A 23,256-nucleotide genomic window follows, 5' to 3' on the forward strand; every position below is an offset into this window, starting at 1 on the left:
AAACGGCAAACTGCTCTTTTCATCCGGTACAGATCCAACACAGGTCGCATCACAGGTTTCATAATTGACGGGATTTTTGACAGTACAGCATTGTAAGGCCCGCATGTTGCGGTAATTGGGTAAAGCTTTCCATAGGAAAATATTAAGATTACAAAAAAGGATACGGGTATCATTAGTTCGTCCTGAAAAAATTCTTAGAATTGCTCACATGACTCAACGGAACAAATCTACTAGGCAAAAGTAGATAAACTATACCTGCGCGATTGTCGTTATCATTCAATGCACATGTAGTATTTACACTACATTTCTTTCCAGTCTGCCTGAACACTTCCAAAAAAAAATCCCAGGAACGCTGTACCACCGCGTCCCTGGGTAACCGACTGTCCATTAGAGTGCATTGCACTCATTTTATTAATCCCTATCCTATGAAAACTTATTGAACAAATGCAAAGTGGTTTTACCGGTATTCTTTCAGGGCTGCCGGTGTTCCGCAGAAACAAGGTGGTTGCTGGCCCTAACATCTTAGTGTCATATCAACACTAAAAATATGGCAGTGTTTTTATGCTGCCGGCTCAGATCGACTTTGCAAAAGTAGCAGACGCCTGCCGGTTTTGAGGTAGTACTTCTTTTAGTAGCGTATAGTAAAAAATTTACAATACTGTAATATATATACGAAGAAAAAAACGTTAATTTAGTGGTCGATAAACCGCTATGCCACCTGTGTTCCCTAACCAGCATCTAAAATGATAAATATACTGATAGCAGATGACCACTCGATAGTAAGACTTGGTATGAAACAAATTATCTGCTCTTTGCCCGGCGCCATGCTTGTTACAGAAGCCAGAACATTTGATGAAGCCATTTTCCTTATGGAAGCCCAAAACTTCGACCTGATGATACTGGATATTAATATGCCCGGTGGAAACAACCGCCAGATGATCGATGCCGTGAAACTACGGCAACCGGGTATCAGGACACTGGTTTTTTCTGCTTACGATGAAATACTGTATGCCCTTAACTATATCCAGGCAGGTGCAGATGGTTATATCGAAAAAAATTCTCCGGATGAAGAATTCAGAATAGCCATCAATGCAGTTCTTAAAGGGGAAAAATATATCAGCAGGGCAGTCAGGGATCTGCTGATTGGTAAATTTACGGGGCAACAGGAGCGTTCCAACAACCCCTTCTCGGTGCTTTCTCCCCGTGAAATCGAAGTAATGAACCTGCTTACAAAAGGACTCCCCCTGATAAAAATTGCAGAGATACTCCACTTGCAGCTAACCACCGTGAGCACTTACAAGACACGTATTTTTGAGAAAGTAGGCGTAAAAAATGTGATCGCTTTAATCGAAAAAGCGCAGATGTACCAGGTAGCTACCCATTAACGCGGAGCTGCAGGGACACTTTAGTGCCTCCGTTTACACCCGGATAGGCAAACATTCTGCCGTTGATCAACGTAAGCAACTCCTTTACAAGGATCAACCCTATTCCGGCGCTGTCGTACTGCCCGTTGCCATCCTTTTCCGCGTGATTGATCCAGTCTCTTATTGCCGGCGGCATACCGTAGCCGGTATCGGATAAATGTATGGTTAAAACACCTTCACCTCTTTCAGCGGTTAATTCCACTACTCCCATGGCGGTGTATTTTATGGCATTATCCAACAAGTTATGCAACACAACCGCCAGTAACAACTTGTTTACCACAACCGTGATTCCTGGCGGAATATGATTGATGACGGCTATCTCTTTTGAGCCGGATACCGGTCTGAAGATCTCTATCTTTTCTTCTATCAGCTGGCAGATGTCTACCGTATCTTCAGCAAATTCACCTGTCAGGAAAGAGATCCGCATGTAATGGATCAGGTTATCTACCAGGTGATGCATGCGATAAAGACTGTCGTAAGTAACCGTTTTTATTTCCGTCTCATTTAACACACCGGAAGAGGGTTCATCTTTATTAACCCTGAGCAAAAACCTCAGCGGCGTTTTAATATCATGGGTGATTGCAGCCAGAAGCCGCTTATGCATAAAACTTTGTTTACGCAGCTGTTCATCGGAGTCCTGGAGTATAGTCATTGTTTTCTCCAGCTCCCTGGTGCGGCTTGTTACCTTTAGTTCCAATAGCCGGTTCTTCCGCCTTATACTCCTGATATGTATTTTGTATAGTAAGATGATGAGACAGATCAGCGTAGCTAATACTGCCAGTCCGAACCAGAGTCTTTCATAGAACGCTTTCTGTACGCTGATGACGAGTACCTTTTCGATATACTGATCTCTCCCGAACCCTTTCAGCTTCCGGATACGGATACGATAATCCCCGGACGATAAAGAAGAGAAAGTGATGGTTTTATCGCTGTTCACAGGTAACCATATCTGTTCTTCCCGCCGGTCATCTTTCTCCAGTGAATAATAAAACTGTAGGTTCCTGGGATCACCAAAATAGGGAGAGCTGATATGTAACCGGAAAGTTTGAAAATTATTGGGCAGATCAAATTGTGCGGAGGCTTCTGTTACTTTCAGGTTATGCTCCACCCAGTCTACATATATTCCTTTATCCGGCATCTCCATCCGGATAGCAGACGGCGTAAACTGCACCAGCCCATCCAGCGATGGCAAAGAAATATCGCCGTTGTCATACTCAAAGGCGCAGGGTTCACAGCCGCCGTTAAACTCGTTCGTATTAAAGCCCTGGTCCTTCCCGAAATAATAGTAATATACATCATGCTGCTTTCCATCTGCAAAATCAAGTGCATCCTGCCTCCTGATCCTGAATAACCCTTTATTTGTAGTGAGCCAGAAATAGCCCTGGTCGTCTTCCGTAATACAATGGGTGGTAGCCATATACCGCTGCCGGTCCTGCGGCAGGGCCACCAGCCGTTCATTCCGGTAAAGAAAAACGCCCTTGTTATATGTAGTGATCCAGACTTCTCCCCGTTTGGGAACATAGATACTTCGTATATGCCCCTCTTCCAGCCCCCTGATAGTGTCGGTACGTCCTGACGGCAAATGTACCCTGTATAGCCCTTTCCCTGTGCCCACCCATAAGATGCCTGTTCCCGGTTTTCCCTCTTTCAGGTAGGTAACATCATCAACCGCGGCAGGAAGAAAATGTAATGGCTGCTTTAGATCAGCCGTTTTTAGATAGTACAGTCCGGGATATTTTCCGCCCACCCATAAATTTCCATCAGGATCGATGCAAATCTGGCTAACGAGGTACGGTAATTCAATCTGGCGCAACATCTGGCTGAAATCCGGTGATACCGCCATTAACGTTTTTCCACCTCTCCCCCAGTATCTTCCCTGGCTATCACGGACCAGTGTATATTTCTCCATCGTATTTTCCCTGTTGAACGACGATGGCAGCCAGCTATATTTTCCTTTTTGATTAAAGACGAGCCCGGAAGATGTTACCACCGCATTGCCCGGGAAAGGTGCCTGTGCATAAAATACTTCCGCTTCTGAGGTATCAGATTTACGCACTATAAATTGTTGCCTGGTAGCAATATAGAAGCCCTTTGTGGAACTTCCCAGGAAAACCCGGTTGTTAAGCTGATCGTAATAGATGGAAGAAATGTAGTTCCGGTGTAAATCGAAATCACGCAGCACAAGCGAACTACGTATACCCACGCCCGGTTCTATCTCTAACTGGTAACAATTTTTATCCGTATAAATAAAAACCTGGTGCGCCGCCAGGTTCCAGAACAATTCCATTTTACATTTAGTAAAAGCAGGGTCAGACAATACGTCTCCTATAAGCGGTACTTTTACAGGCTGCCCCTTCTCCCATCCCGTGATGTGTCCATCCCTGCTAAGGTAGAAAAGCCTGCCACTGTAAACAAACAAACGCAACAGATCGAGCTGGGGCTGTATAATGCGATACGCCAGCTTTCCCTGCTTCACAAGGGAAATGGTATCACGATATACAGCAAAATAACTTTCTTTATCCAACGGCATCACAACCGGACGCTCCTTTGCAAAATGCGCGGCATAGTCATCAGGCCATCCCCTCATGGGGTAGTAGTCGTTATTGAGGGCAGCATACCGCTGGTATTTATATCCAGGCAGCTCCGTGCCCATGTGCTTTACCGTACTCTCTGTAACTGTTAATATTTCCCCCTGGTCGGTTTCTACCGTTATAGCGGTATCATTGGGATGAACCCTGGCCATCCTGCTGCTTTTCAAGCCAGGCACGTTATCGCTGTTAAAATTGAGAAAGTAATTGCCATCAAACCTTGTTAACCCGTTTTCCGTGGCCAGCCACAGGAAACCATTCTTATCGGGCACAATAAATTTGACGCTGTTTTGCGGCAGACCATCATCATCAGTAAAACGCCTGACAAAATAATGCACAGATGTGTCCATTGAAACAACGGACTCCGCTGGCATGAAGTTCAATAAAAACAGGTTGAGACAAAAAATAAGGTTCATCTTGGCAATAAAAACACTTCAACACGACAATACAATATCACAACAATACAACAACATCCGTAATATTTCTTTATTTATAGCCCGATAAAGATATAAAATATTTGATTGTCGCCCCGGCAGACTGCCGGGCAACACATTCTTTTTATTCACAAGAAGAAAAACGGGAAAGTGGATTTGGCTGGTATCAGGTTGATAGCGTAATGGGTGTAGAAACAAAAAAAGGCCTGCAGACTTTCACCTACAGGCCTTTTTATTAGAACGGATCGGTAAGCTCACTAATCCGGATAAGTTTTTTATTGACGAATTCTTCGATACCCAATTCCGATAACTCACGTCCGTACCCGGAACGTTTGGTACCACCGAATGGAAGATCGGCTTGTGTCCAGGTGGGATGGTTGATAAATACCATACCGGTATCTATCTGGTCGGCTACTCTTTTCCCCCGTTCGATATCCTGGGTGAATACAGAACCACCTAATCCAAAATCAGAGTCGTTGGCAAGCGCGATAGCTGCGGCTTCGTCTTTAACCCTGTAGAAAGAAGCTACAGGTCCGAAGAGTTCTTCATGGTAAGCGGCAATACCTGGCCTCAGGTCGGTGAGTATAGTTGGTTGCATAAACGCCCCTTCCCTGTCACAGCGCTTACCGCCCACTAATACAGTGGCACCCTGCGCAACAGACCGGGCGACCTGGTCGGCCAGCTGCACTGCAGCAGCTTCACTGCTCAATGGTCCCAATTCCGTAGCGGGGTCCATTGGATCACCCACTTTTACCTGTGTGAACTTTTCTTTGAATTTCCGGAGAAACTCATCAGCCACAGGCTCAACAACAATAATCCGTTTAGAGGCAACGCAACATTCCCCGTTATTATTCAAACGACCTACCATAGCCCATTCCACAGCCTTATCTATATCAGCGTCTTCCAGCACAATAAAGGCATCATTTCCTCCCAATTCCAGTACTGATTTTTTTAAGTACTTGCCTGCTTCCATAGCAATACTGGCACCGGCTTCTTCACTGCCTGTAAGTGAAACCCCTTTGATGCGGTTATCGGCGACTAATGCCGACGCCCTTTTACCGGAAATCAGAAGATTGGTATAAACACCAGCAGGAGCATTCGCCTCCCTGAACAAATCTTCGATAGCGATAGCACATTGCGGCACAATAGACGCATGTTTGACCAGCACCACATTACCTGCCATGATATTGGGGGCAGCAAAACGGGCCACCTGATAAAAGGGGAAGTTCCAGGGCTCTACTCCTAATAAAACACCGATGGGACTGTAGCGGATAAAAGCTTTACCATATTCCGGCTGAAGTGGTTTGTCGGTTAAGAATTGCTCCCCGTTGGTGGCGTAATAATCGATAATGTCCGCACTCAGGTCTATTTCACCGTAAGCCTGTGCAATGAGTTTCCCCATTTCAAGGGTAATCAGGCGGGCCAACCTGTCGCGCTGCCCACGCATCAACGAAGCTACTTTATGTAAAAGGGCAGCACGTTGCTCATAGCTGGTTTTACGCCACGCTGTATAAGTAGCCACTGCAACAGTGATGGCTTTATCAACAGCGGATGCTGTCATCTCTTCAAATGTCTGTACTACTTTGTTCGTAGCAGGATTAATAGTTTGGATAGACATAATTTTTCAGTTTTCTTTTATACAATCAGGCACTGCATGCAAACCTTAAGGTGTGGCTATCTGTAACACGATACGGCCTTCTATCTCTCCTTTTTTCATTTGATCGAACACGGTATTAATGTCTTCCAGTTTCGCCGCATGAATGGTTGCCTTTACTTTTCCTTCCACTGCAAATGAAATAGCTTCCTGCATATCTTTCCGGGTACCAACAATAGAACCCCTTACCGTGTAGCGATTGAGTACTGTATCGAAAATGGGCAGATCGAAACTGCCAGGCGGTAACCCGTTCAACGCGATGGTACCCCTACGGCGCAAGGCGGAAAGGCCTTGTTTAAAAGCGATGGGCGATACAGCTGTTACCAGTACGCCATGCATGCCTCCTGTTTCCTTTTTCAGGTAAGTACCCGGATCATCATGCAAGGCATTAACGGTAAGATCAGCACCCAGGTTGCGGGCTAAAGCAAGCTTATCTTCGGCTACATCTATAGCTGCTACATGCAACCCCATAGCCTTGGCATATTGTACAGCCAGGTGTCCTAAACCACCAATACCGGATATGGCTACCCATTCGCCTGGTTTGGTATCTGTTTCTTTCAACCCTTTATATACCGTAACACCAGCGCACGTAATCGGCGCCATTTCCATAAAGTTGATGCCTGCCGGGAAACGGGCTACATAACGGGCATCGGCAACTACATATTCGGCATAACTTCCGTCAACACTGTAACCACCATTCTGCTGTGACTCGCAAAGGGTTTCCCATCCGGTGATGCAATATTCACAGCAACCACAGGCACTGAACAACCACGGTACCCCCACGATATCACCCTCCCTGATATGTTGTACACCTTTACCTAAGGCAACCACATAACCCACGCCTTCATGTCCGGGTATCAGGGGTAGCTTTGGTTTCACCGGCCAGTCGCCCTCACAGGCATGCAGATCGGTATGACAGACGCCACTGGTGATGATTTTTACCAGGACCTGGTTTTCGCCTGGTTCTTTCACAGGAACCTCCTCAATTTGCAGCGGTGCGCCGAAGGCATGTAGTACCGCGGCTGTCATCGTTTTGGGTATCATTTGTTTTGTATTGAAAATGATGAATAAATTGTGTAAAACGCAATAGACTACTGCAAAGAAACACCAAAGCATTCCTGCTTTCTATGACAGCCGACAGTTACAATACTGACGGATATCAGCTGTTTCTGTTAATTGTTTTAAACCAGGAAAATGTGAGAGGAGGATTTTTTGTAAGGCAGGCATTTCAGGATTGGTCAGCCTTGAGCCCGGGACTAAATGTATTTGATGCTGGTTATCAATATCAGGGGTAACGGCGGCGGATCAGCGGGAAGAAAGAAACAGAGACCGCATTTAAAACGCTGCGCGAGCATAAATGCCAGCACAGCAGAAGAGTTCCTGCTGTGCAATGGTTGAACTGCGTTGTGGGCATATTGGAACAGTAAGGTGTATTTTAAGGATTACCAGATCTATTTTAAATTTTTATCCAGATAATTTTTCAGATCAACAATATAGCCGTCGAAGAAATCTTCAATTATTTTTTTATTGCCGGGGTTTACTATTTTACCGTTGGGATCAAAAACGCTTTCGGGGTATGCCAATTTATAGTTAATCTTCCGGGATGTAGCTGCGCCTAAAAGCCCACCGTTTGGCGATATGCTGCTTTGTGTTCTTCCGGCTCCCGGTTGAACAAATTTATATTCATTAAAAGGCAAATCATTTTCAGAAACCACGTCGTTGCCGGGGCTTATCGTAAGTTTGGCATCGAAAATAGTGGCAAAGATCCTGGACGCAATGCTGTAGCTCACAAGCAGGGTGTCTTTTAAATCCGTAACCACGCCAATATACGTCAGGGATATAAGGTCGGCACCACATTTCGTTTTATCGCCGATCGTTGCAAAATCCCGGTAGGCCAAAAACGTTTTTTTAACATCGTTGGTGTAATCCAATTTAAGCCCGCGATGGCTTTTAACATAATTCACCACAGCATCATAAAGCTGTTCCTTCGTTTTGCCGGGATAGGCAAGTTTTACATATTCCACATCATTTACCGGTTGCACTTTCCCGATGTACCCTCCTGTAGATTCATCTATCTGCGGCTTCACCTGAAAATATATGCCCTGTGCATTGGTATCAATTGAGAGTAGCATAAAGATGAAGAGTAGCGCTGCTCTGATATTTTTCATCATAAAAATAAATTTGATTAATTACGGCTATATCTGCTATTGAAATCTACTTTTGTGATCACTCCCTTATTATCTACATACACCGTTGTTATGGTAACATATTGACTGGTCCATCTGGTATCTTCCGCTGCCCTTTGCCCGGTTATCACCGTTTGCCCAAAACCATTTGTAGCTGTTTCAATATAACCTGGTGTATAGGTACCACCAGACGTGTTGGTGACGTTTTCATATACTACCACCTGCCCGCCAGTCTCATCGGTAGCTGTTCTGGTAGGTGCGCCCCAGCTTTTATATAGTTCGGAGAGCTTTGCACCCACCCATGAAGCCTTCCAGGCTTCGCGCTTATAAATACCCCTTTTGTAATCGGCATACAGTTTATCGGCAGCATAACGTTCGGCTAATGCTTCTTTAGTCTTTTTGTCAAGTTTTGCTTCCTGTCCAAAAACTGGTATTCCGGCAAAAAGACAGAGAACAAAGCACAATGAATAAATGAGCTTCATGATTATTTATTTTTTAAGGATAACGCTTTTTTATTTTACTATCGGGTTATAGTATGAATAGGTCATTCTCATTTAACCGGGTAAATCTACGCTGTTCATAAAACGATCTTTCACTATTATTGTACCAGCGTGTTTTATTCTTCGTTGTTGTAATAAAGGGAACCAGTAACATCTGGTGGCTACAATATTTGTCATCTCCCATCAGGAAACACTTTTCAAATTTAATTTCTTTGCTTCGTAAAAACAATACTGAAAAACCAGTGAGTAAGGTCGTTTATCTGCGGTATATCTGTGCTGGGGCAATTACTTTGTGGGCTGTTATTACAGGTAGAAATAAAAGCGTTTAGATACACTTACACTTTCGTAGGTAAATTATCAAATCCTTTACTGGCAATGGTTGCAGGAGTTTCTGGTATTTTTGGAATCAAAGTTCTTTAACACCTTACCACATTGGGATTTTGTGCAAATAAAAAAAGGTCCACTTTCGTGAACCTTTGTAATTAATTGATAATCAGGTGCCCAGAACAGGAATCGAACCTGCACTCCGTTGCCGAAACAAGATTTTGAGTCTAGCGCGTCTACCAATTCCGCCATCTGGGCAATCTTACTAATGAACTTCGCCGCGTCAATTGCGGGATGCAAATATAGAAACTCTTATTTAATCTGCAAATAAATTTTACATTTTTGTATAAATAAATTTCGTATCCCGCATAAACAGGGCGTTTCAGGAGTTCACAAATGACGAAAATACCCTAAATTCAAAGATGGAAAACAAGATACACATCGGACTTATCAGGGAAGAAAAACACCCGCATGACAACAGGGTAGCCTTTACACCTAAACAATGCCAATGGATCATGCAGCACTTTCCACAGGTACAGATTTACGTACAGCCATCCCCGTTACGATGCTTCAAAGACGATGAATATGAAAAAGCAGGCGTTCCGCTGCAGGAAGACCTCTCCCACTGCACCATCCTCCTGGGCATCAAAGAAGTGCCCACCGATAAACTGATCGCAGGGAAAACATACCTCTTTTTCAGCCATACCAAAAAGAAACAGCCGCATAACCAACGTATGCTGCAAACCATCCTGGAAAAAAATATCACACTCATAGATTATGAATGCCTCATACACCCCGATGGACAACGCATCCTGGGCTTCGGCTTCTTTGCCGGCATAGTAGGCGCACATAATGGTCTCATGGCATACGGAGAAAAAACACGGTCCTTTCATTTCAAAAGGGTACATACCTGCCACGACTTCCAGGAACTGATCAATCATTACTTCGGCATCAAACTGCCGCCGCTGAAAATAGTGATCACCGGCTCCGGACGCGTAGCAGCAGGCGCGCTGGAAATAATGGGTATGCTGGGCATCAAATATCTTCCCCCGGAAGAATACCTGGTTAACACCTATTCCTACCCGGTATATACCCAATTAAAAGCTGGTGAGCTTTACCTGCGGAAAGACGATAAAACATACAGCCGTGCCGACTTCCACGCACATCCGGAAGCATACGAATGCCGCTTCCTCCCCTACGTTACCGTAAGCGATATCCTCATGAACGGTATCTACTGGGATGAAAAAATCCCGCCACTCTTCCAGGCGGATGACCTCAAAAAAGAGAACTTCCGCATACAGGTCATTGCCGATATCACAGACGATACCAACGGCTCTATCCCCTGCAACCTGGGCGACAGCACCATTGAAAACCCCGTGTACGGCGTTACAAAAGATACGATGCAACAAACCGCACCCTATCTTCCCGGAACGGTAGACATGATGTGCGTAAGCAATTTGCCGAACGAACTACCACGGGATGCTTCGCAATATTTCGGCGATCAGCTGATGAAATATGTATTTGATGAATTGCTGAAAACAAACAGCGAAATGATCAGCAATGCAACGATTGTTGCGAATGGCCGGTTAACAGAGCGGTATGCGTACCTGGAAGATTATGCAAAGGGGAAGCTATCGTAGCAGGTTAACAGCCCCTTTCAGTTGCTTTTCTATTCCATCTATGTTCCTGTAACGGATGAAATATACATATGCTCCCAGCGGTTGTAGCTGCCCTTTGTAAGTACCATCCCATCCCTGCATTACATTGGTGGTAGAAAATATTTCCACCCCCCAACGGTCAAATACCCTGAACTCCAGCAATACCTGCCCATTCGGCTGCCGGAGCCGGAACACATCATTCAGGCCATCTCCATTTGGAGTAAATGCATTTGGTACATACATATCCACCGCACATTCCTTTGCCACTGTTTGCAGGGTAACCGTACCACATTCATTGGAAACAGCCACACGGTAAATACCCGGGTAACGGATGGCATAAACATTCCCGGTAAAACCGTTCTGCCACTCATACCTGTCGTAACCCGGCGCCAATGTTACAGTAGTTGGCCGGCCGGAAAATAAGCATATTTCTGGGACAAGACTTACCTCCGGCTTCTCTTTTAAAGCCAGATGTACAACAATGGTACTATCACAGCCGCTTGTGGTAAACAGCGTGCTCACATACCGCGCAGCGGTGGCCACACTTCTGCCGTCAGGCAGCGTATAGTGTTCTCCGTTGCAAATGGTGTCATATTTCTCCAGGTTGTAAACAGGCATCACGGTAAGCCGCGTGGTAATAATACTATCACAGCCATAAAAGGAAGTGAAGGAAGACACATACGTACCGGAAACCTTCACAGACCGGCCATCCGGCAATATATAAGGCTCTCCTTCGCAGGTGATGGCAGTCTTTGCAATGTTATAGCGGGGTTGCATCTGCAGGTTCGTAACAATAATACTGTCGCAGCCTTTCCTACTCTTGAAACGGGAAGTATACTGTCCCGTAACATTTACCACACGGCCATCCGGCAAACGGTAAGTGTTGCCATCACAAATATTAACAGATTCCTCCGTAGTATAAACAGGATTCACCACCAGGGTTGTAATGATAATACTGTCGCAGCCCACCGAGGAAGTAAGCGTACTGTTATAGATACCTGCATCCGTCACCACCCTCCCATCCGGTAACCGGTAATTATCTCCCTCGCAAATAACTGCATCCTGCGGATAATCTCTTTCCGGCACGTTTAGCTCAGTGGTAATAATACTATCGCAGCCCTCGTAAGTTTTTAGGGAAGATGTATAGCTACCGGAACTGTTTACCTTTCTACCATCCGGTAACTGGTACTCCTGCCCACTGCAGATAGTCACTTTTTCAGTGAGCTGATACACCGGCAACACCTTTAAAGTAGTGGTAATAATACTATCGCAACTATTGCTTAATCTCTTCAGGGTACTGATATAAACGCCGGCTGTATTCACTTTCCTGCCATCCGGCAAAGTGTAGGTATCCTTACTGCAAATACTCTTTGTAACGCTCTCCTCACTATTGCCCCCTATAATGATATCCTGCGTTTTTTCATCTGTACTGCATTGACGCGTCACTTTTACTTTTGTGGTATACTTTTTTTTAGCAGCGTATGTATGTTGTGGCGATAAATCAGTAGAAGTAGTGCCATCTCCAAAATCCCATAATACACTGGTTACGCCCACTTCATTATTCAACTTAAAAACAGGACTGCCACCGCATATATCCGAAACGGTAAAGTCGGCAGGAAAATAAAGGAAGCTATTTACAAATGTGGGAAAAGACAAGGATGTTCTGTGCCGTCCCATGCCGGTAGGGTCCATATCTATCGCGTCCCGCTGAAAATTACACCCTATCCCTCTCACCTCGGGGTTATGAATCATCCCCACATACCGGTAGCCCGCATTATATACCTGTTCATATCCCATATAAATATGTCCGTCGGGCCCCATCTGGATCCCCCCCATCTGGATATTATCGGTATTGGTTACAATCGTTTGCTGGGAAGCATTGATGTTGGGGGCGGTCAAATCATACTGAAATAATTTACCCCAATGGAGATAATTCATGCTCACCACATACAACAGTTTGCCGCTGATGGTAAACTCAATGCCAAGTGGGAAAATAACATTCAGTGAAGCAAAAGGAGGACTGATCACGCCCGTGGTGTTATTAAACTTCAGCAGATCTACCACACTCATCGCACCCTGCCTTATAGATCCCAGGGAATGCACCAGCGTAGCGCCATCAGGCGAAAACTTGACATAACCGGTTTCCTCCCATCCTCCCGGATGAATAACAGCGCCGGTAGTATAAGTAGTGGCAGCAGATAATCCGGCGGGGGAAAGCAGGTATACGTGAAAGGTAGCGCCATTGGCCGAATGCGTCACTATCCAGTAATCCCTTCCGTTACAGTGCCGGGTTGCCGCCATTTTTTCCGTGCTCTGATTCTTATTCAGCAACAATGTATTTTTTGTCGAAGGAATAATATCACCGTTTCCGTTATCCAGTGCCATATCCAGTATATTGTAACGGAATCCCTTACCAGTCATAGTGGTAAACAGATAATACTGTCCCGGATGTCCCGGAAAAGGCACCGCAATACCCGACTGTACACTGGATGGATCGCCCATAAGGCCCGTTCCATTAGGCATGATACCGTGTTGGGCGTTCCAAACTGTAGATCCTTCTGTATAAAAAAGCAGTTTGCCGGTGGCGCCGTCACAAATAGTGGCTACCCCTTCGCGGGTGTAAGTTTGTCCATCTGTAAGAACTGTGGCGGGGGTAGTGTTGAAGTCAAGCCCGGCGTTATATCCGAAGTACCAGATATTAATTTCTTTCTGGGCATGCACGATAACGGGCAACAATAAAAGCAACAAACAAACTCTGGCAACTCGAAGCATATCAGGATAAATAGAGCACCAAAATACAAAAAATCTACAGGTATAAATAATACGGCCGCAATAATTCCACAAATCCGGGCGTATACACCCGCTCCGCATCATACACGGAAAGTTCGCTGATCACCGTATTCACCGGCTTCCGGGAAAAAATGCCCACGGTCCGGAAAAAGCCGTGCTTCACACTCTGCCGGATATACAACACCTGCTTCAAATGAAGCCCCGCCTCCAGCGCCAACACCCGAAAACCTTCAAAGGCGGTATAAGGCAGTAACACCGACAACTCTCCGGACACGGCCAGCTGCTGGTCAACCGCCGCCAGCAACTCCCCGTAGCTGAGGTTGGTGGCGTGCATGGCCTGGTCTTTCGCTGCCTGACCACTTTTCAATGCACGCTCGTAGAACGGCGGATTGCTGATAATAAAGTCATACTTCACGGCGCCATCCATTTTTCGTATATCCTGGCGCGTTAGGGTTAAACGGTGCGCCCAGGGCGATTCATCAAAGTTTTGTATGGCCTGGTGGGCGGCTCCGGCGTCCAGTTCTACTGCTGTAATAACGGCATCTACCTGTTGCGCCAGCATAAGGCTCAGCAGCCCGGTGCCGGCGCCTAAATCCAGTATAGCCGGCGCCGTTATCTCATTGTCGGCCAGGTACTGCGCCGTGAAAGCTCCTTGTATACAGGCGTCTGTACAAACTTTCATGGCGCAATGCTCCTGGTGAACGGTAAACTGCTTGAATTTAAAAAATGTATTTGCCATCTTTATTTTGAATCTAACACCACAGCGAGGTTAGGCATCCGTAAGTTACGGTGTACGGATACGGGGTTGGCCTGCCTGATCACACAGTGCTCTACCTTACCGCTGCCACTTACACGATCCGGCAACTGCTGTACGTATAATACCTGTGGTACGTTCCGGTTGATGCCCACTACTGCCTGCTTCGCAAAGCGACTGTAGAATTTGGCCACCAGCTGATTTTTTCCTTCTTTCAGCGATAACAATAATACTTCCGATTGTGTACCTCCCCTTTCCGGGTTATTGTGCAATAGTTGCTCTTCTCCGTTCAGGTATACCGCAATACCATCTCCGCTATTAAATCCTACCAAGTAGTCACCTGCCTTCGGGGCCGTGATCTCCTGTAAAATATAACCGGCCACACTTTTATCGGCGGTTAAAGCAATGGGAGCATCATTCTTCCAGTCGCTGTGCAGGGTCCATGCGGCGTTATCGTTATTCGGCCAGGGTTTGGAAGGGTCAATATCTTTCACACTGCCATGCGTACCATCAATACCGGACCAGAAAGGACCTGCGCTGTACATCGGTCCCCACTGCAGGGAAGCCGGATCATTTTTCAGCGGACTGGTAACGCCACCATCCAGCAATATTTCTTTGGTGCTGCCGTTCAGCGTGAGTAAAATACGTTTGCCTTTTTCTGCATCACTGTATACCAGTTGCAATGCTGCAGGGTGTTGTGTGGTAAATGCCCACTGCTCGCCCACTTCACTGCGGTAATAACTTTCATAATCAATGCCGGAGAAGCTGAATAGCGGCGTGGCATTATCCCTGTTCAAACGGGTGGCATGACGCAATAAATGAACCGGGGTAATATCTACCGCGCCTTTGCAGGCAACTGCCAGTACAGCAATGTCTTTATCTGCCAGCTTAAAATCTGCCGGTAACTGAAGTTGTGTGTTACCATCTTTGGAAGATATTTTAACGGGTACTTTCTTTCCGTTGCTCAACAAGGTTACCTGGCTGATCTTACTGTTCAGTCCCGGTAAAATGATAGTGCCGTGTTCCGGCTGCTGCAATAAATGCAGGTATAATTTGCCTGGCTTTGTAGTTACTTCACCCCAGGCAAAGGTAGTATCAAAGGGATTGGCAGATGCGCTGTAAATGGCTTCCCCGTTGAGTTTCAGCCAGGCGCCGTTTAACAGCAGTACTTCTTTTTCAAAATCTACTACCGAACCATCGCCACGCGGACCGATGTTCAACAGGTAATTTCCACCACGACTTACCACTTTTATCAGTCCTTCCAGTTTTTCATGCGCTTTGTCTTCCGCCTTGCCATGCTCCTGCCAGCTGCGATAGCCCCAGGTTTCATCATACACCGAAGCAGGCGTTTGCCATGCGGAAGCAATCTTATAATCAGGATACTGGTTATCTCCCATTACACAAAAATCACCGGCGTCATTACCCAAACGGCCACTCACCATACAACCCGGCTGCAGACGATGTACAATATCCGCCAGGTCCCTGCTCTGCTGCGCGGTGAGCGATCCCATATCAAACCATATCTCGGATACCGGGCCATAGTTGGTCATCAGCTCCGTTACCTGCTTCTTGTTAAATTCATGATGCTCCGGCGTAATAGGATCACTGTTGCTGCTGGAAATAGGATATGCCTGCGGAAAGTGCCAGTCGATCAAAGAAAAGTACATCCCAAACTTCAACCCATGCCTGCGGCACGCATCCGATAATTCTTTCAGCACATCCCTTTTGAAAGGCGTTGCATCTACCACATTATAATCGGTGTAAGCAGTATGAAACATGCAAAAACCATCATGATGCTTGGAGGTCATCACTACCGACTTCATGCCCGCAGCCTTTGCCAGCAGTACAATAGAGTCGGCATTCCAGTGTTCCGGGTGGAACTGTTTGGCGATATCGCCATAGGTATCGCTGTAAATACCGGCGTGCGCCTGTATCTGTTCACTGTATCCTTTTGTAACGGGCTTGCCTTCCCAAACGCCTCCCAGCGTGGAATAAATAGCGCCCCAGTGTATAAACATGGAATACTTCTGATTCTTCCACTCCGTTTGTGCCACAGGCTCCTGCGCCTGCACAAACTGAGCTGTGATAATAAGCCCAAGTAAAACGACAAAGATTTTCTTCATAGATAATAAGCGGTTATATGCCGACATAAAGCTAAATCGTTATACTGTTGGTTAAGAATAGGATTTTAGCAATTAGCAGTTCGTTTTTAGCCTGACTTGTTAATGAAATTAAAAAGCAGCTCTCGCCGTAGGCACCGCATCCAGCGACGTAAAGTCGCCCGCCAGGTATTTATAGTAGGCGGTAATAGCAATCATACCCGCATTATCAGTACAGTACTCGAATTTAGGAATAAACGTGCGCCAGTGGTGTTTCCGGCCATATTCCGTTAACGCAGTCCGCAACCCACTGTTGGCGCTCACGCCGCCGGCAATGGCAATATCGCGGATACCTGTTTCTTCAGATGCCTTCACCACCTTATTCAGCAATATGCTTACAATACGGTGCTGGATAGACGCACAGATATCAGGCAGGTTTTGCGCAATAAATGCAGGATCTTTCTGCTGGTTCTCCTGCAGGAAATAAAGGATCGCCGTTTTCAATCCGCTGAAACTGAAGTTCAGATCAGGGATCCGTGGCTCGGGGAACTTAAACCGCGCGGGATTACCGGTTTGGGCGTATTTATCTATCAACGGGCCGCCGGGATAAGGCAAACCCAATATCTTGGCACTTTTATCAAAAGCTTCTCCGGCAGCATCATCCAGCGTTTCACCAATCACCCGCATGCTCAGCGGACTTTCACATAAAACGATCTGGGTATGACCACCAGACACGGTTAAGCATAAAAACGGGAAGTCGGGTTTGGGATCATCAATAAAGTTAGCCAGTACATGCGCCTGCATATGATGCACGCCTATCAGGGGGATATCCAGCGCCATCGCCATTGATTTGGCGAAGCAGCTGCCCACCAGCAGGGAACCGATCAAACCGGGTGATTGGGTAAAGGCAATCGCACTCAGCTCTTCCCGCTTTACCCCCGCGGTTTTCAGCGCGATGTCCACCACCGGCACTATATTCTCCTGGTGCGCGCGGGAAGCCAGCTCCGGCACTACGCCCCCGTATTGCTCATGTACCTTCTGACCGGCAATATGATTGGATAACACCTGCCCGTCCACGATCACTGCTGCTCCTGTATCATCACAGGACGACTCTATAGCTAATATTTTAACCGACATAAGGCGCAAAATTAATAAAAAAGGCGGGAAAACCCCGCCTGTACAACAGTCACGCTGTTGCCCGTTATGTATAATGCCTGCTTAATTACTACGGATGGCCACCACCGGATCCAGCTTACTGGCTGTATAGGCCGGGATAAAACCCGCCAGCAGCCCTACCAGGGCAGATATGCTCAACCCGAATATTACCGAACCTGCGGACAGCACCATCTCAAAGGTACCAGACAGGTTAATAATTAATGTAAGAAAATAAACCAGCAGCAAACCAAAAGTTCCTCCCAGTAAACACAAACTCACCGCTTCCAGCAAAAACTCCATCAGGATAATACCCCGGCGCGCTCCTATGGCCTTTTTCAAACCAATGATGTTGGTCCGTTCCTTTACCGTTACAAACATAATATTCGCAATACCAAAAGCCCCTACTATTAATGCAAAGATGGCAATCATTCCCCCGCCCATATTGATCGCCGCAAACATCGCATTCAGGCTGTCGTTAGCGGTACTGATTTCATTCAGGGAAAAATCATCCTCTTCTTTCGGCCTTAACCGGTGAGACGCGCGCACCACTCCTCTCAGCTCATCTTTCAGCTGATCCATACTCACATTGGGTTTGGCCTTTATCAGGATATACGGGTCCGCAAAACGGCGTTCATCCACCACTGTACGGGCAAAGCGGTAAGGCAGTATAATGGCATTGTCGTACCCGATGCCGCCAATCATGCTCTCTCCCTTTTTCTTCAGCACCCCAATGATCTTTACATCCCTGCCGGCCACTTTCACCACCTTGCCCATAGCCGCTTCCGGCGAAGGGAAAAGCCCGTCCCAGATGGTAAAGCCCAGGATCGCCACATTGGTGCCGCTGTTACTTTCACTGTTGGCAAAGAAACGGCCGTCGAGAATCTGTAAGGTCTGTATCTGGTCAAAGTCGTTTGTCACCGCCATCATCGTCACTCCATCCATATAATCATCTCCATATTCTACCTTCTTATTGCCCGATTCAAAATTGAAAGAAGCAAAACTGGCACTCTGCACCTTATCCTGTATGGGTTTGAGATCCTTATATTCCGGCTCCGGGCGGTTCATATATTTCCACCAGGGATATTCCCCGTTGCCGCCCCAGGGCCACTTCTGCATATATACCACATCGTCGCCCAAATCGGCCAGATCCTTTCTGATGTTATGTTCCAGGCTACCGGTAAGCGTAAATACCGCGATGATACAGAAGATGCCAATGGTAATTCCAAACAACGATAAAAAAGTGCGCAGCTTATTCACCCGCAGCTCCTGCATCGCCATTTTGAAACTATTCCATAATATTTTAAGGGTTGCTATCATATTCCAAATTTAGCGGATTTATCGGCACGGGCAGCGCCAATAAACACGAAATATAGCCGGACAAAAAATTTAGTTACCTTTGCTGCCATTTTTCGGATATTTATGAAGTACGCTAACGAAATCAGTAAAAGAAAATCCTTTGCTATCATCGCTCACCCGGATGCCGGTAAAACTACGCTGACAGAGAAATTCCTCCTGTTTGGCGGCGCTATTCAAACAGCCGGTGCGGTGAAGTCCAATAAAATAAAGAAGCACACCACTTCGGATTTCATGGAAATTGAAAGGCAGAGAGGTATCTCCGTAGCCACTTCCGTTATGACCTTCGAATACCGCGACATCCTCGTTAACCTCCTGGATACGCCCGGTCACAAGGACTTTGCGGAAGATACCTACCGTACGCTGACTGCCGTAGACAGCGTGGTACTGGTGATCGACTGCGTAAAAGGGGTGGAGGAACAAACAGAAAGACTCATGGAAGTATGCCGCATGCGCGATACACCCGTGATCATCTTCGTCAACAAAATGGACCGTGATGGTAAATATCCGTTCGATCTCCTGGATGAACTGGAAGAAAAACTCAACATCCGGGTACGGCCTCTCAGCTGGCCCATTAATATGGGCAGCGACTTTAAAGGCGTTTACAACCTGTACGATAAAAGCCTCGTAGCTTTCCTGCCCAACAAGAAAGCCACAGACGAAGACGTGGTGCCGCTCACAGATCTCAGCAGCAGCTACGTTGATGAACACTTTAACGCAAAAGACGCCGCACAGCTGCGCGGCGATGTGGAACTGATCGAAGGCGTGTACGATGCCTTCAACAGGGAAGATTACCTCGCCGGTAAACTGGCGCCCGTTTTCTTTGGCAGTGCCGTAAACAATTTCGGGGTGAAAGACCTGCTGGATACGTTTGTGGACATCGCGCCCATTCCGCGTAACCGCACCGCCACCACCCGCGAAATAGACGTAAACGAAGATAAATTCAGTGGATTCATTTTTAAGATCCATGCCAACCTCGATCCGCGCCACCGCGACCGTATCGCCTTCCTCCGCGTTTGCTCCGGTAAGTTTGAAAGAAATAAATTCTATCACCATGTTCGTTTAGACAAAGACGTTAGGTTCAGCAACCCTTACAGCTTCCTGGCCCGCGAAAAGAACGTGGTAGACGACGCCTATCCCGGCGACGTGGTAGGTTTGTTTGACACCGGCAACTTCAAGATCGGCGATACCCTCACGGAAGGGGAAAACTTTTACATCACCGGTATCCCAAGCTTCTCTCCTGAGCTGTTCAAGGAACTGGTGAATAAAGATCCGCTGAAAACAAAACAACTGGAAAAAGGTATCCGCCAGCTTACAGATGAAGGCGTGGCACAGCTGTTTACCCAGCACGGTGGCAACCGCAAAATCATTGGCTGCGTGGGCGACCTGCAGTTTGAAGTAATCCAGTACCGCCTGCTCCAGGAGTACGGCGCCGCCTGTCAGTTCAATACCCTGCCTTTCTACAAGGCATGCTGGCTCACCGGTCCGAAAGAAAAGATCGAAGAATTCATCCGCTTTAAATCTTCCAACATCGTGGAAGATAAAGACGGCCATATCGTATACCTGGCCCAGTCGGAATGGTACCTGAACACCGAACGCACCAACAACCCCGATATCCAGTTCAACTTTACATCAGAAATTCATAAATAGGCATACTTTTTTTTGCCGTTGGCTTCTTCAGAAGCTAACGGCAAAAAAAAGCCGCTTCCTGTGAACAGGCGCGGCATTACTTGTACGACCAACTCAAATTATTGCTTTATTGAGAATATTTTGATTTAGGTGTGTATCGTGTGTGTGTTATACAAAAATAGGCACAGCCATCCACTCCCCTTTCTCGAAGTGGGAAAATGATTTACGCAATCGGGAATCTTTATTCGGGAGAAATAGAATACTGGAAAATGTATTCCTCTGTAGTACCGTCCCGCACGCCTTCTACGCGGGCATCCAGGTGCCTGGCATCTTTAAAACGGTAAGTAATTTTCCTGGGGAAATCATTGTTCAGGTCTTCCGCCACAAAACCAATAGCTTTCAAAACCCGCAGTTTCAGGTGTATGGTAGCTGGCTTGTCCTGCCCTTCATAGGCAGGAATATAAAAGATATCGGCTCCTCTTCTCACCAGCTGCATGGACTGTTGTAAGGCACTGTCCGCCCCTACTACCCGCCAGGTTTTTCCTTTCCAGGTAGAATCGTTGATCCGGCTCCAGGTTTCCACGATGGTGCTTTTGCGGGTGTTCATCTTCCAGGTGCCCTCCAGCTTGTCCAGGAAACGGAAATCAGCAGGACTTACCTGGCCGGCTGCCCGCAGGCTGCCGGCCAGTAACAGGATCAGCAGCAGGTAACTACTGCTGTACCACCGCTTCTTCGCCATAGATCTGTTGTTTGTATTTGAGAGAGGGAGAAGTCAGTAAAGGTCCGATACCCAGCTCAGGCCATTTGGTATCCACTTTCCGGATGGTAGCGTCGTCCGCAACAATGATATTGGGCCAGTCGCGCTCAAAATTGTCCAGCAGCCTGGTTTTCAGCGTGCCGTCCATACCAATGCCGCCAATATATTTACCGGGTTCGCCGGAAGGTACACGAACAATAAAGCTGTCGCGCTTAGGGTCCAGGTTATTGCAGAAACGCCATAATGCAGACGCCAGATCGCTTACATCCACCGTATGCTCCACAAAAAGGATCATCTTAACGCCTGCCAGCGCGGGCAGGGTATAGAGCTGTTCATTCAGCTCCCGTACATGCGAAGGGCGTGCCTTTTCCACCGCTACCAGGATACAGGAAATATCCAGCGGCAGCAGTGAAGCGTTGATGCCTTTGATTTCCGGGAACTGCTGCATGATGGCGGCAGTATCCAGCTGGCGCGGAGCCGGAACGGATATAAAAGTAGTGTCCTGCTCTTCTTCATATTTACGGGTACCATCGATACACATTTTACCGCCAAAGCCCATTTTGGAGCAGGAGTGGTCCAGTACATCCATCGGTCCCTGGCTCAGGTAGATGTCGGAAGCGGGGTTCAGGTGTTGGAAGACATACTGCGCCAGTTGCTTATAATCGGTGATCTTTGTGCCGTCGTCTGTTACTACCAGGATCTTGTTAAACATCATCTGGCCGGCGCCCCACATGGCATTCATCACCTTCTGCGCCTGCCCGGCATAATCTTTTTTGATCTGCGCAATCACCAGGTTATGAAACACGCCTTCCACGGGCATTTCCATATTGATGATTTCAGGTACCAGCGTCATTTTAATAGGCGCCAGGAAAATACGTTCGGTGGCTTTACCTATCCAGGCATCTTCCTGCGGAGGAATGCCTACTATCGTCGACGGATATACGGCGTCTTTGCGGTGCGTAATAGCCGTTACATGAAATTTAGGATACCAGTCGGCCAGTGAATAATACCCGGTATGATCCCCGAAAGGGCCTTCCCAGATGAGTTCTTCAGAAGGTTCCACATAACCTTCAATCACAAAATCCGCATCTGCGGGTACTTCTATTTCCGGTTGGGTAATACACTTCACCAGCTCTACTTTCTTCTTACGGAGAAAGCCGGCCAGCATATATTCATCCACGTTTTCCGGGAGTGGTGCGGTAGCGGAGTAAGTATAAACAGGATCTCCGCCCAATACTACGGCAACGGGCATACGCTTATTCAGCTTCTTGTATTCCATGAAGTGTTTTGCGGATACTTTATGTTTATGCCAGTGCATGCCGGTCATATCTTTTTCAAATACCTGCATGCGGTACATCCCTACGTTGCGGGTACCGGTAAGCGGGTCTTTGGTATGGATCACAGGCAGGGTGATAAAAGGGCCGCCGTCTTTAGGCCAGCAGGTAAGCACCGGCAACTTGCTGAGATCCGGGTTAGCCATTACCACTTCCTGGCAGCTGCCTTTTCCGCTCACTACCTTTGGCATCCAGGAAGCAAACTGTCCGAGCTTTGGCAGCAGGGCCAGTTTATCAAGTATACTTTCCTTTGGTTTGGATAATAATTTAAAGAGATTTTCAATTTCACCGGCTACATCGTCCAGTTCACTCACGCCCAGCGCCAGGCACATACGCTTGTAACTGCCCATAGAGTTGATCAGCACGGGGAAGTCGGTACCGGTATTTTCAAACAGCAGGGCTTTGCCCCCATCGGGCGATTTGCTGACCCTGTCCGTTATTTCAGCGATTTCCAGTTTAGGGTCCACATAAGTTTTTATGCGCACCAGTTCTCCAGCCTGTTCCAGCGTGTCTATAAAGTGTCTGAGATTTTTATATGCCATGTTTGAATCTTATTACCAATCAACAAAAGTAACCATCCCGCACCGCAATAAAAAATGCCCCCCATGTAAATATGG

At 46.9% G+C, this 23,256-nt stretch carries 15 protein-coding genes and 1 tRNA gene; 3 read left to right on the plus strand and 13 right to left on the minus strand.

Annotated features, from left to right (window positions below; genetic code table 11):
• Positions 1-743: 743 nt before the first annotated feature.
• Entirely contained in the window at positions 744-1,385 is a 642-nt protein-coding gene (locus B5Z18_RS01835; protein WP_079467690.1) for a response regulator, read from the plus strand.
• On the opposite strand, the gene B5Z18_RS01840 is transcribed toward B5Z18_RS01835, so the two are convergent.
• The 6 genes from B5Z18_RS01840 to B5Z18_RS01865 all read right to left on the minus strand — a co-directional run bounded on the left by B5Z18_RS01840 (position 1,375) and on the right by B5Z18_RS01865 (position 9,368).
• On the minus strand, positions 1,375-4,428 hold the full coding sequence (locus tag B5Z18_RS01840; protein ID WP_079467691.1) for a sensor histidine kinase: 3,054 nt from the start codon (positions 4,426-4,428) through the stop codon (positions 1,375-1,377). The genes B5Z18_RS01835 and B5Z18_RS01840 overlap by 11 nt on opposite strands.
• Positions 4,429-4,681: 253 nt before the next feature.
• A complete protein-coding gene (locus B5Z18_RS01845) occupies positions 4,682-6,064 on the minus strand; it encodes an NAD-dependent succinate-semialdehyde dehydrogenase (protein ID WP_079467692.1) in 1,383 nt (460 codons plus the stop codon).
• Between the two features lie 45 nt (positions 6,065-6,109).
• Positions 6,110-7,144, minus strand: coding sequence for an alcohol dehydrogenase AdhP (gene adhP / locus B5Z18_RS01850; RefSeq protein ID WP_079467693.1), 1,035 nt, complete (start codon positions 7,142-7,144; stop codon positions 6,110-6,112).
• Positions 7,145-7,551: 407 nt separating this feature from the next.
• Positions 7,552-8,271, minus strand: coding sequence for a hypothetical protein (locus B5Z18_RS01855; protein WP_079467694.1), 720 nt, complete (start codon positions 8,269-8,271; stop codon positions 7,552-7,554).
• Between the two features lie 14 nt (positions 8,272-8,285).
• The gene (locus B5Z18_RS01860) at positions 8,286-8,768 is read right to left on the minus strand and encodes a hypothetical protein (RefSeq protein WP_079467695.1); all 483 of its coding nucleotides are present in this window, start codon (positions 8,766-8,768) and stop codon (positions 8,286-8,288) included.
• Between the two features lie 516 nt (positions 8,769-9,284).
• Positions 9,285-9,368, minus strand: a tRNA-Leu gene (locus tag B5Z18_RS01865).
• Positions 9,369-9,532: 164 nt separating this feature from the next.
• On the opposite strand from B5Z18_RS01865, the gene B5Z18_RS01870 reads away from it, so the two are divergent.
• Complete coding sequence (locus tag B5Z18_RS01870; protein ID WP_079467696.1) at positions 9,533-10,750, plus strand: NAD(P)-dependent oxidoreductase; 1,218 nt, start codon at positions 9,533-9,535, stop codon at positions 10,748-10,750.
• Here B5Z18_RS01870 and B5Z18_RS01875 read toward each other — a convergent pair.
• From B5Z18_RS01875 to B5Z18_RS01895, 5 genes are all read right to left on the minus strand, one after another.
• Positions 10,742-13,540, minus strand: coding sequence for a T9SS type B sorting domain-containing protein (locus B5Z18_RS01875; RefSeq protein ID WP_159454152.1), 2,799 nt, complete (start codon positions 13,538-13,540; stop codon positions 10,742-10,744). The genes B5Z18_RS01870 and B5Z18_RS01875 overlap by 9 nt on opposite strands.
• 34 nt (positions 13,541-13,574) lie before the next feature.
• A complete protein-coding gene (locus B5Z18_RS01880; RefSeq protein WP_079467698.1) occupies positions 13,575-14,297 on the minus strand; it encodes a tRNA1(Val) (adenine(37)-N6)-methyltransferase in 723 nt (240 codons plus the stop codon).
• Between the two features lie 2 nt (positions 14,298-14,299).
• Entirely contained in the window at positions 14,300-16,435 is a 2,136-nt protein-coding gene (locus B5Z18_RS01885; RefSeq protein WP_079469943.1) for an alpha-L-fucosidase, read from the minus strand.
• Positions 16,436-16,543: 108 nt separating this feature from the next.
• The gene (gene tsaD / locus B5Z18_RS01890; RefSeq protein ID WP_079467699.1) at positions 16,544-17,548 is read right to left on the minus strand and encodes a tRNA (adenosine(37)-N6)-threonylcarbamoyltransferase complex transferase subunit TsaD; all 1,005 of its coding nucleotides are present in this window, start codon (positions 17,546-17,548) and stop codon (positions 16,544-16,546) included.
• 81 nt (positions 17,549-17,629) lie between these two features.
• On the minus strand, positions 17,630-18,883 hold the full coding sequence (locus tag B5Z18_RS01895; protein ID WP_079467700.1) for an ABC transporter permease: 1,254 nt from the start codon (positions 18,881-18,883) through the stop codon (positions 17,630-17,632).
• A gap of 102 nt (positions 18,884-18,985) precedes the next feature.
• Here B5Z18_RS01895 and B5Z18_RS01900 point away from each other — a divergent pair, with 102 nt between their 5' ends.
• The gene (locus tag B5Z18_RS01900; RefSeq protein ID WP_079467701.1) at positions 18,986-20,569 is read left to right on the plus strand and encodes a peptide chain release factor 3; all 1,584 of its coding nucleotides are present in this window, start codon (positions 18,986-18,988) and stop codon (positions 20,567-20,569) included.
• A 220-nt stretch (positions 20,570-20,789) separates the two neighbouring features.
• Here B5Z18_RS01900 and B5Z18_RS01905 read toward each other — a convergent pair whose 3' ends face one another.
• Complete coding sequence (locus tag B5Z18_RS01905; protein ID WP_079467702.1) at positions 20,790-21,287, minus strand: DUF6265 family protein; 498 nt, start codon at positions 21,285-21,287, stop codon at positions 20,790-20,792.
• Complete coding sequence (locus B5Z18_RS01910) at positions 21,259-23,181, minus strand: menaquinone biosynthesis decarboxylase (protein WP_079467703.1); 1,923 nt, start codon at positions 23,179-23,181, stop codon at positions 21,259-21,261. The genes B5Z18_RS01905 and B5Z18_RS01910 overlap by 29 nt, the downstream gene beginning before the upstream one ends.
• Positions 23,182-23,256: the final 75 nt, after the last annotated feature.

Origin of the sequence: Chitinophaga ginsengisegetis (genome assembly GCF_900168065.1) — a bacterium.
Taxonomy (GTDB): domain Bacteria; phylum Bacteroidota; class Bacteroidia; order Chitinophagales; family Chitinophagaceae; genus Chitinophaga; species Chitinophaga ginsengisegetis.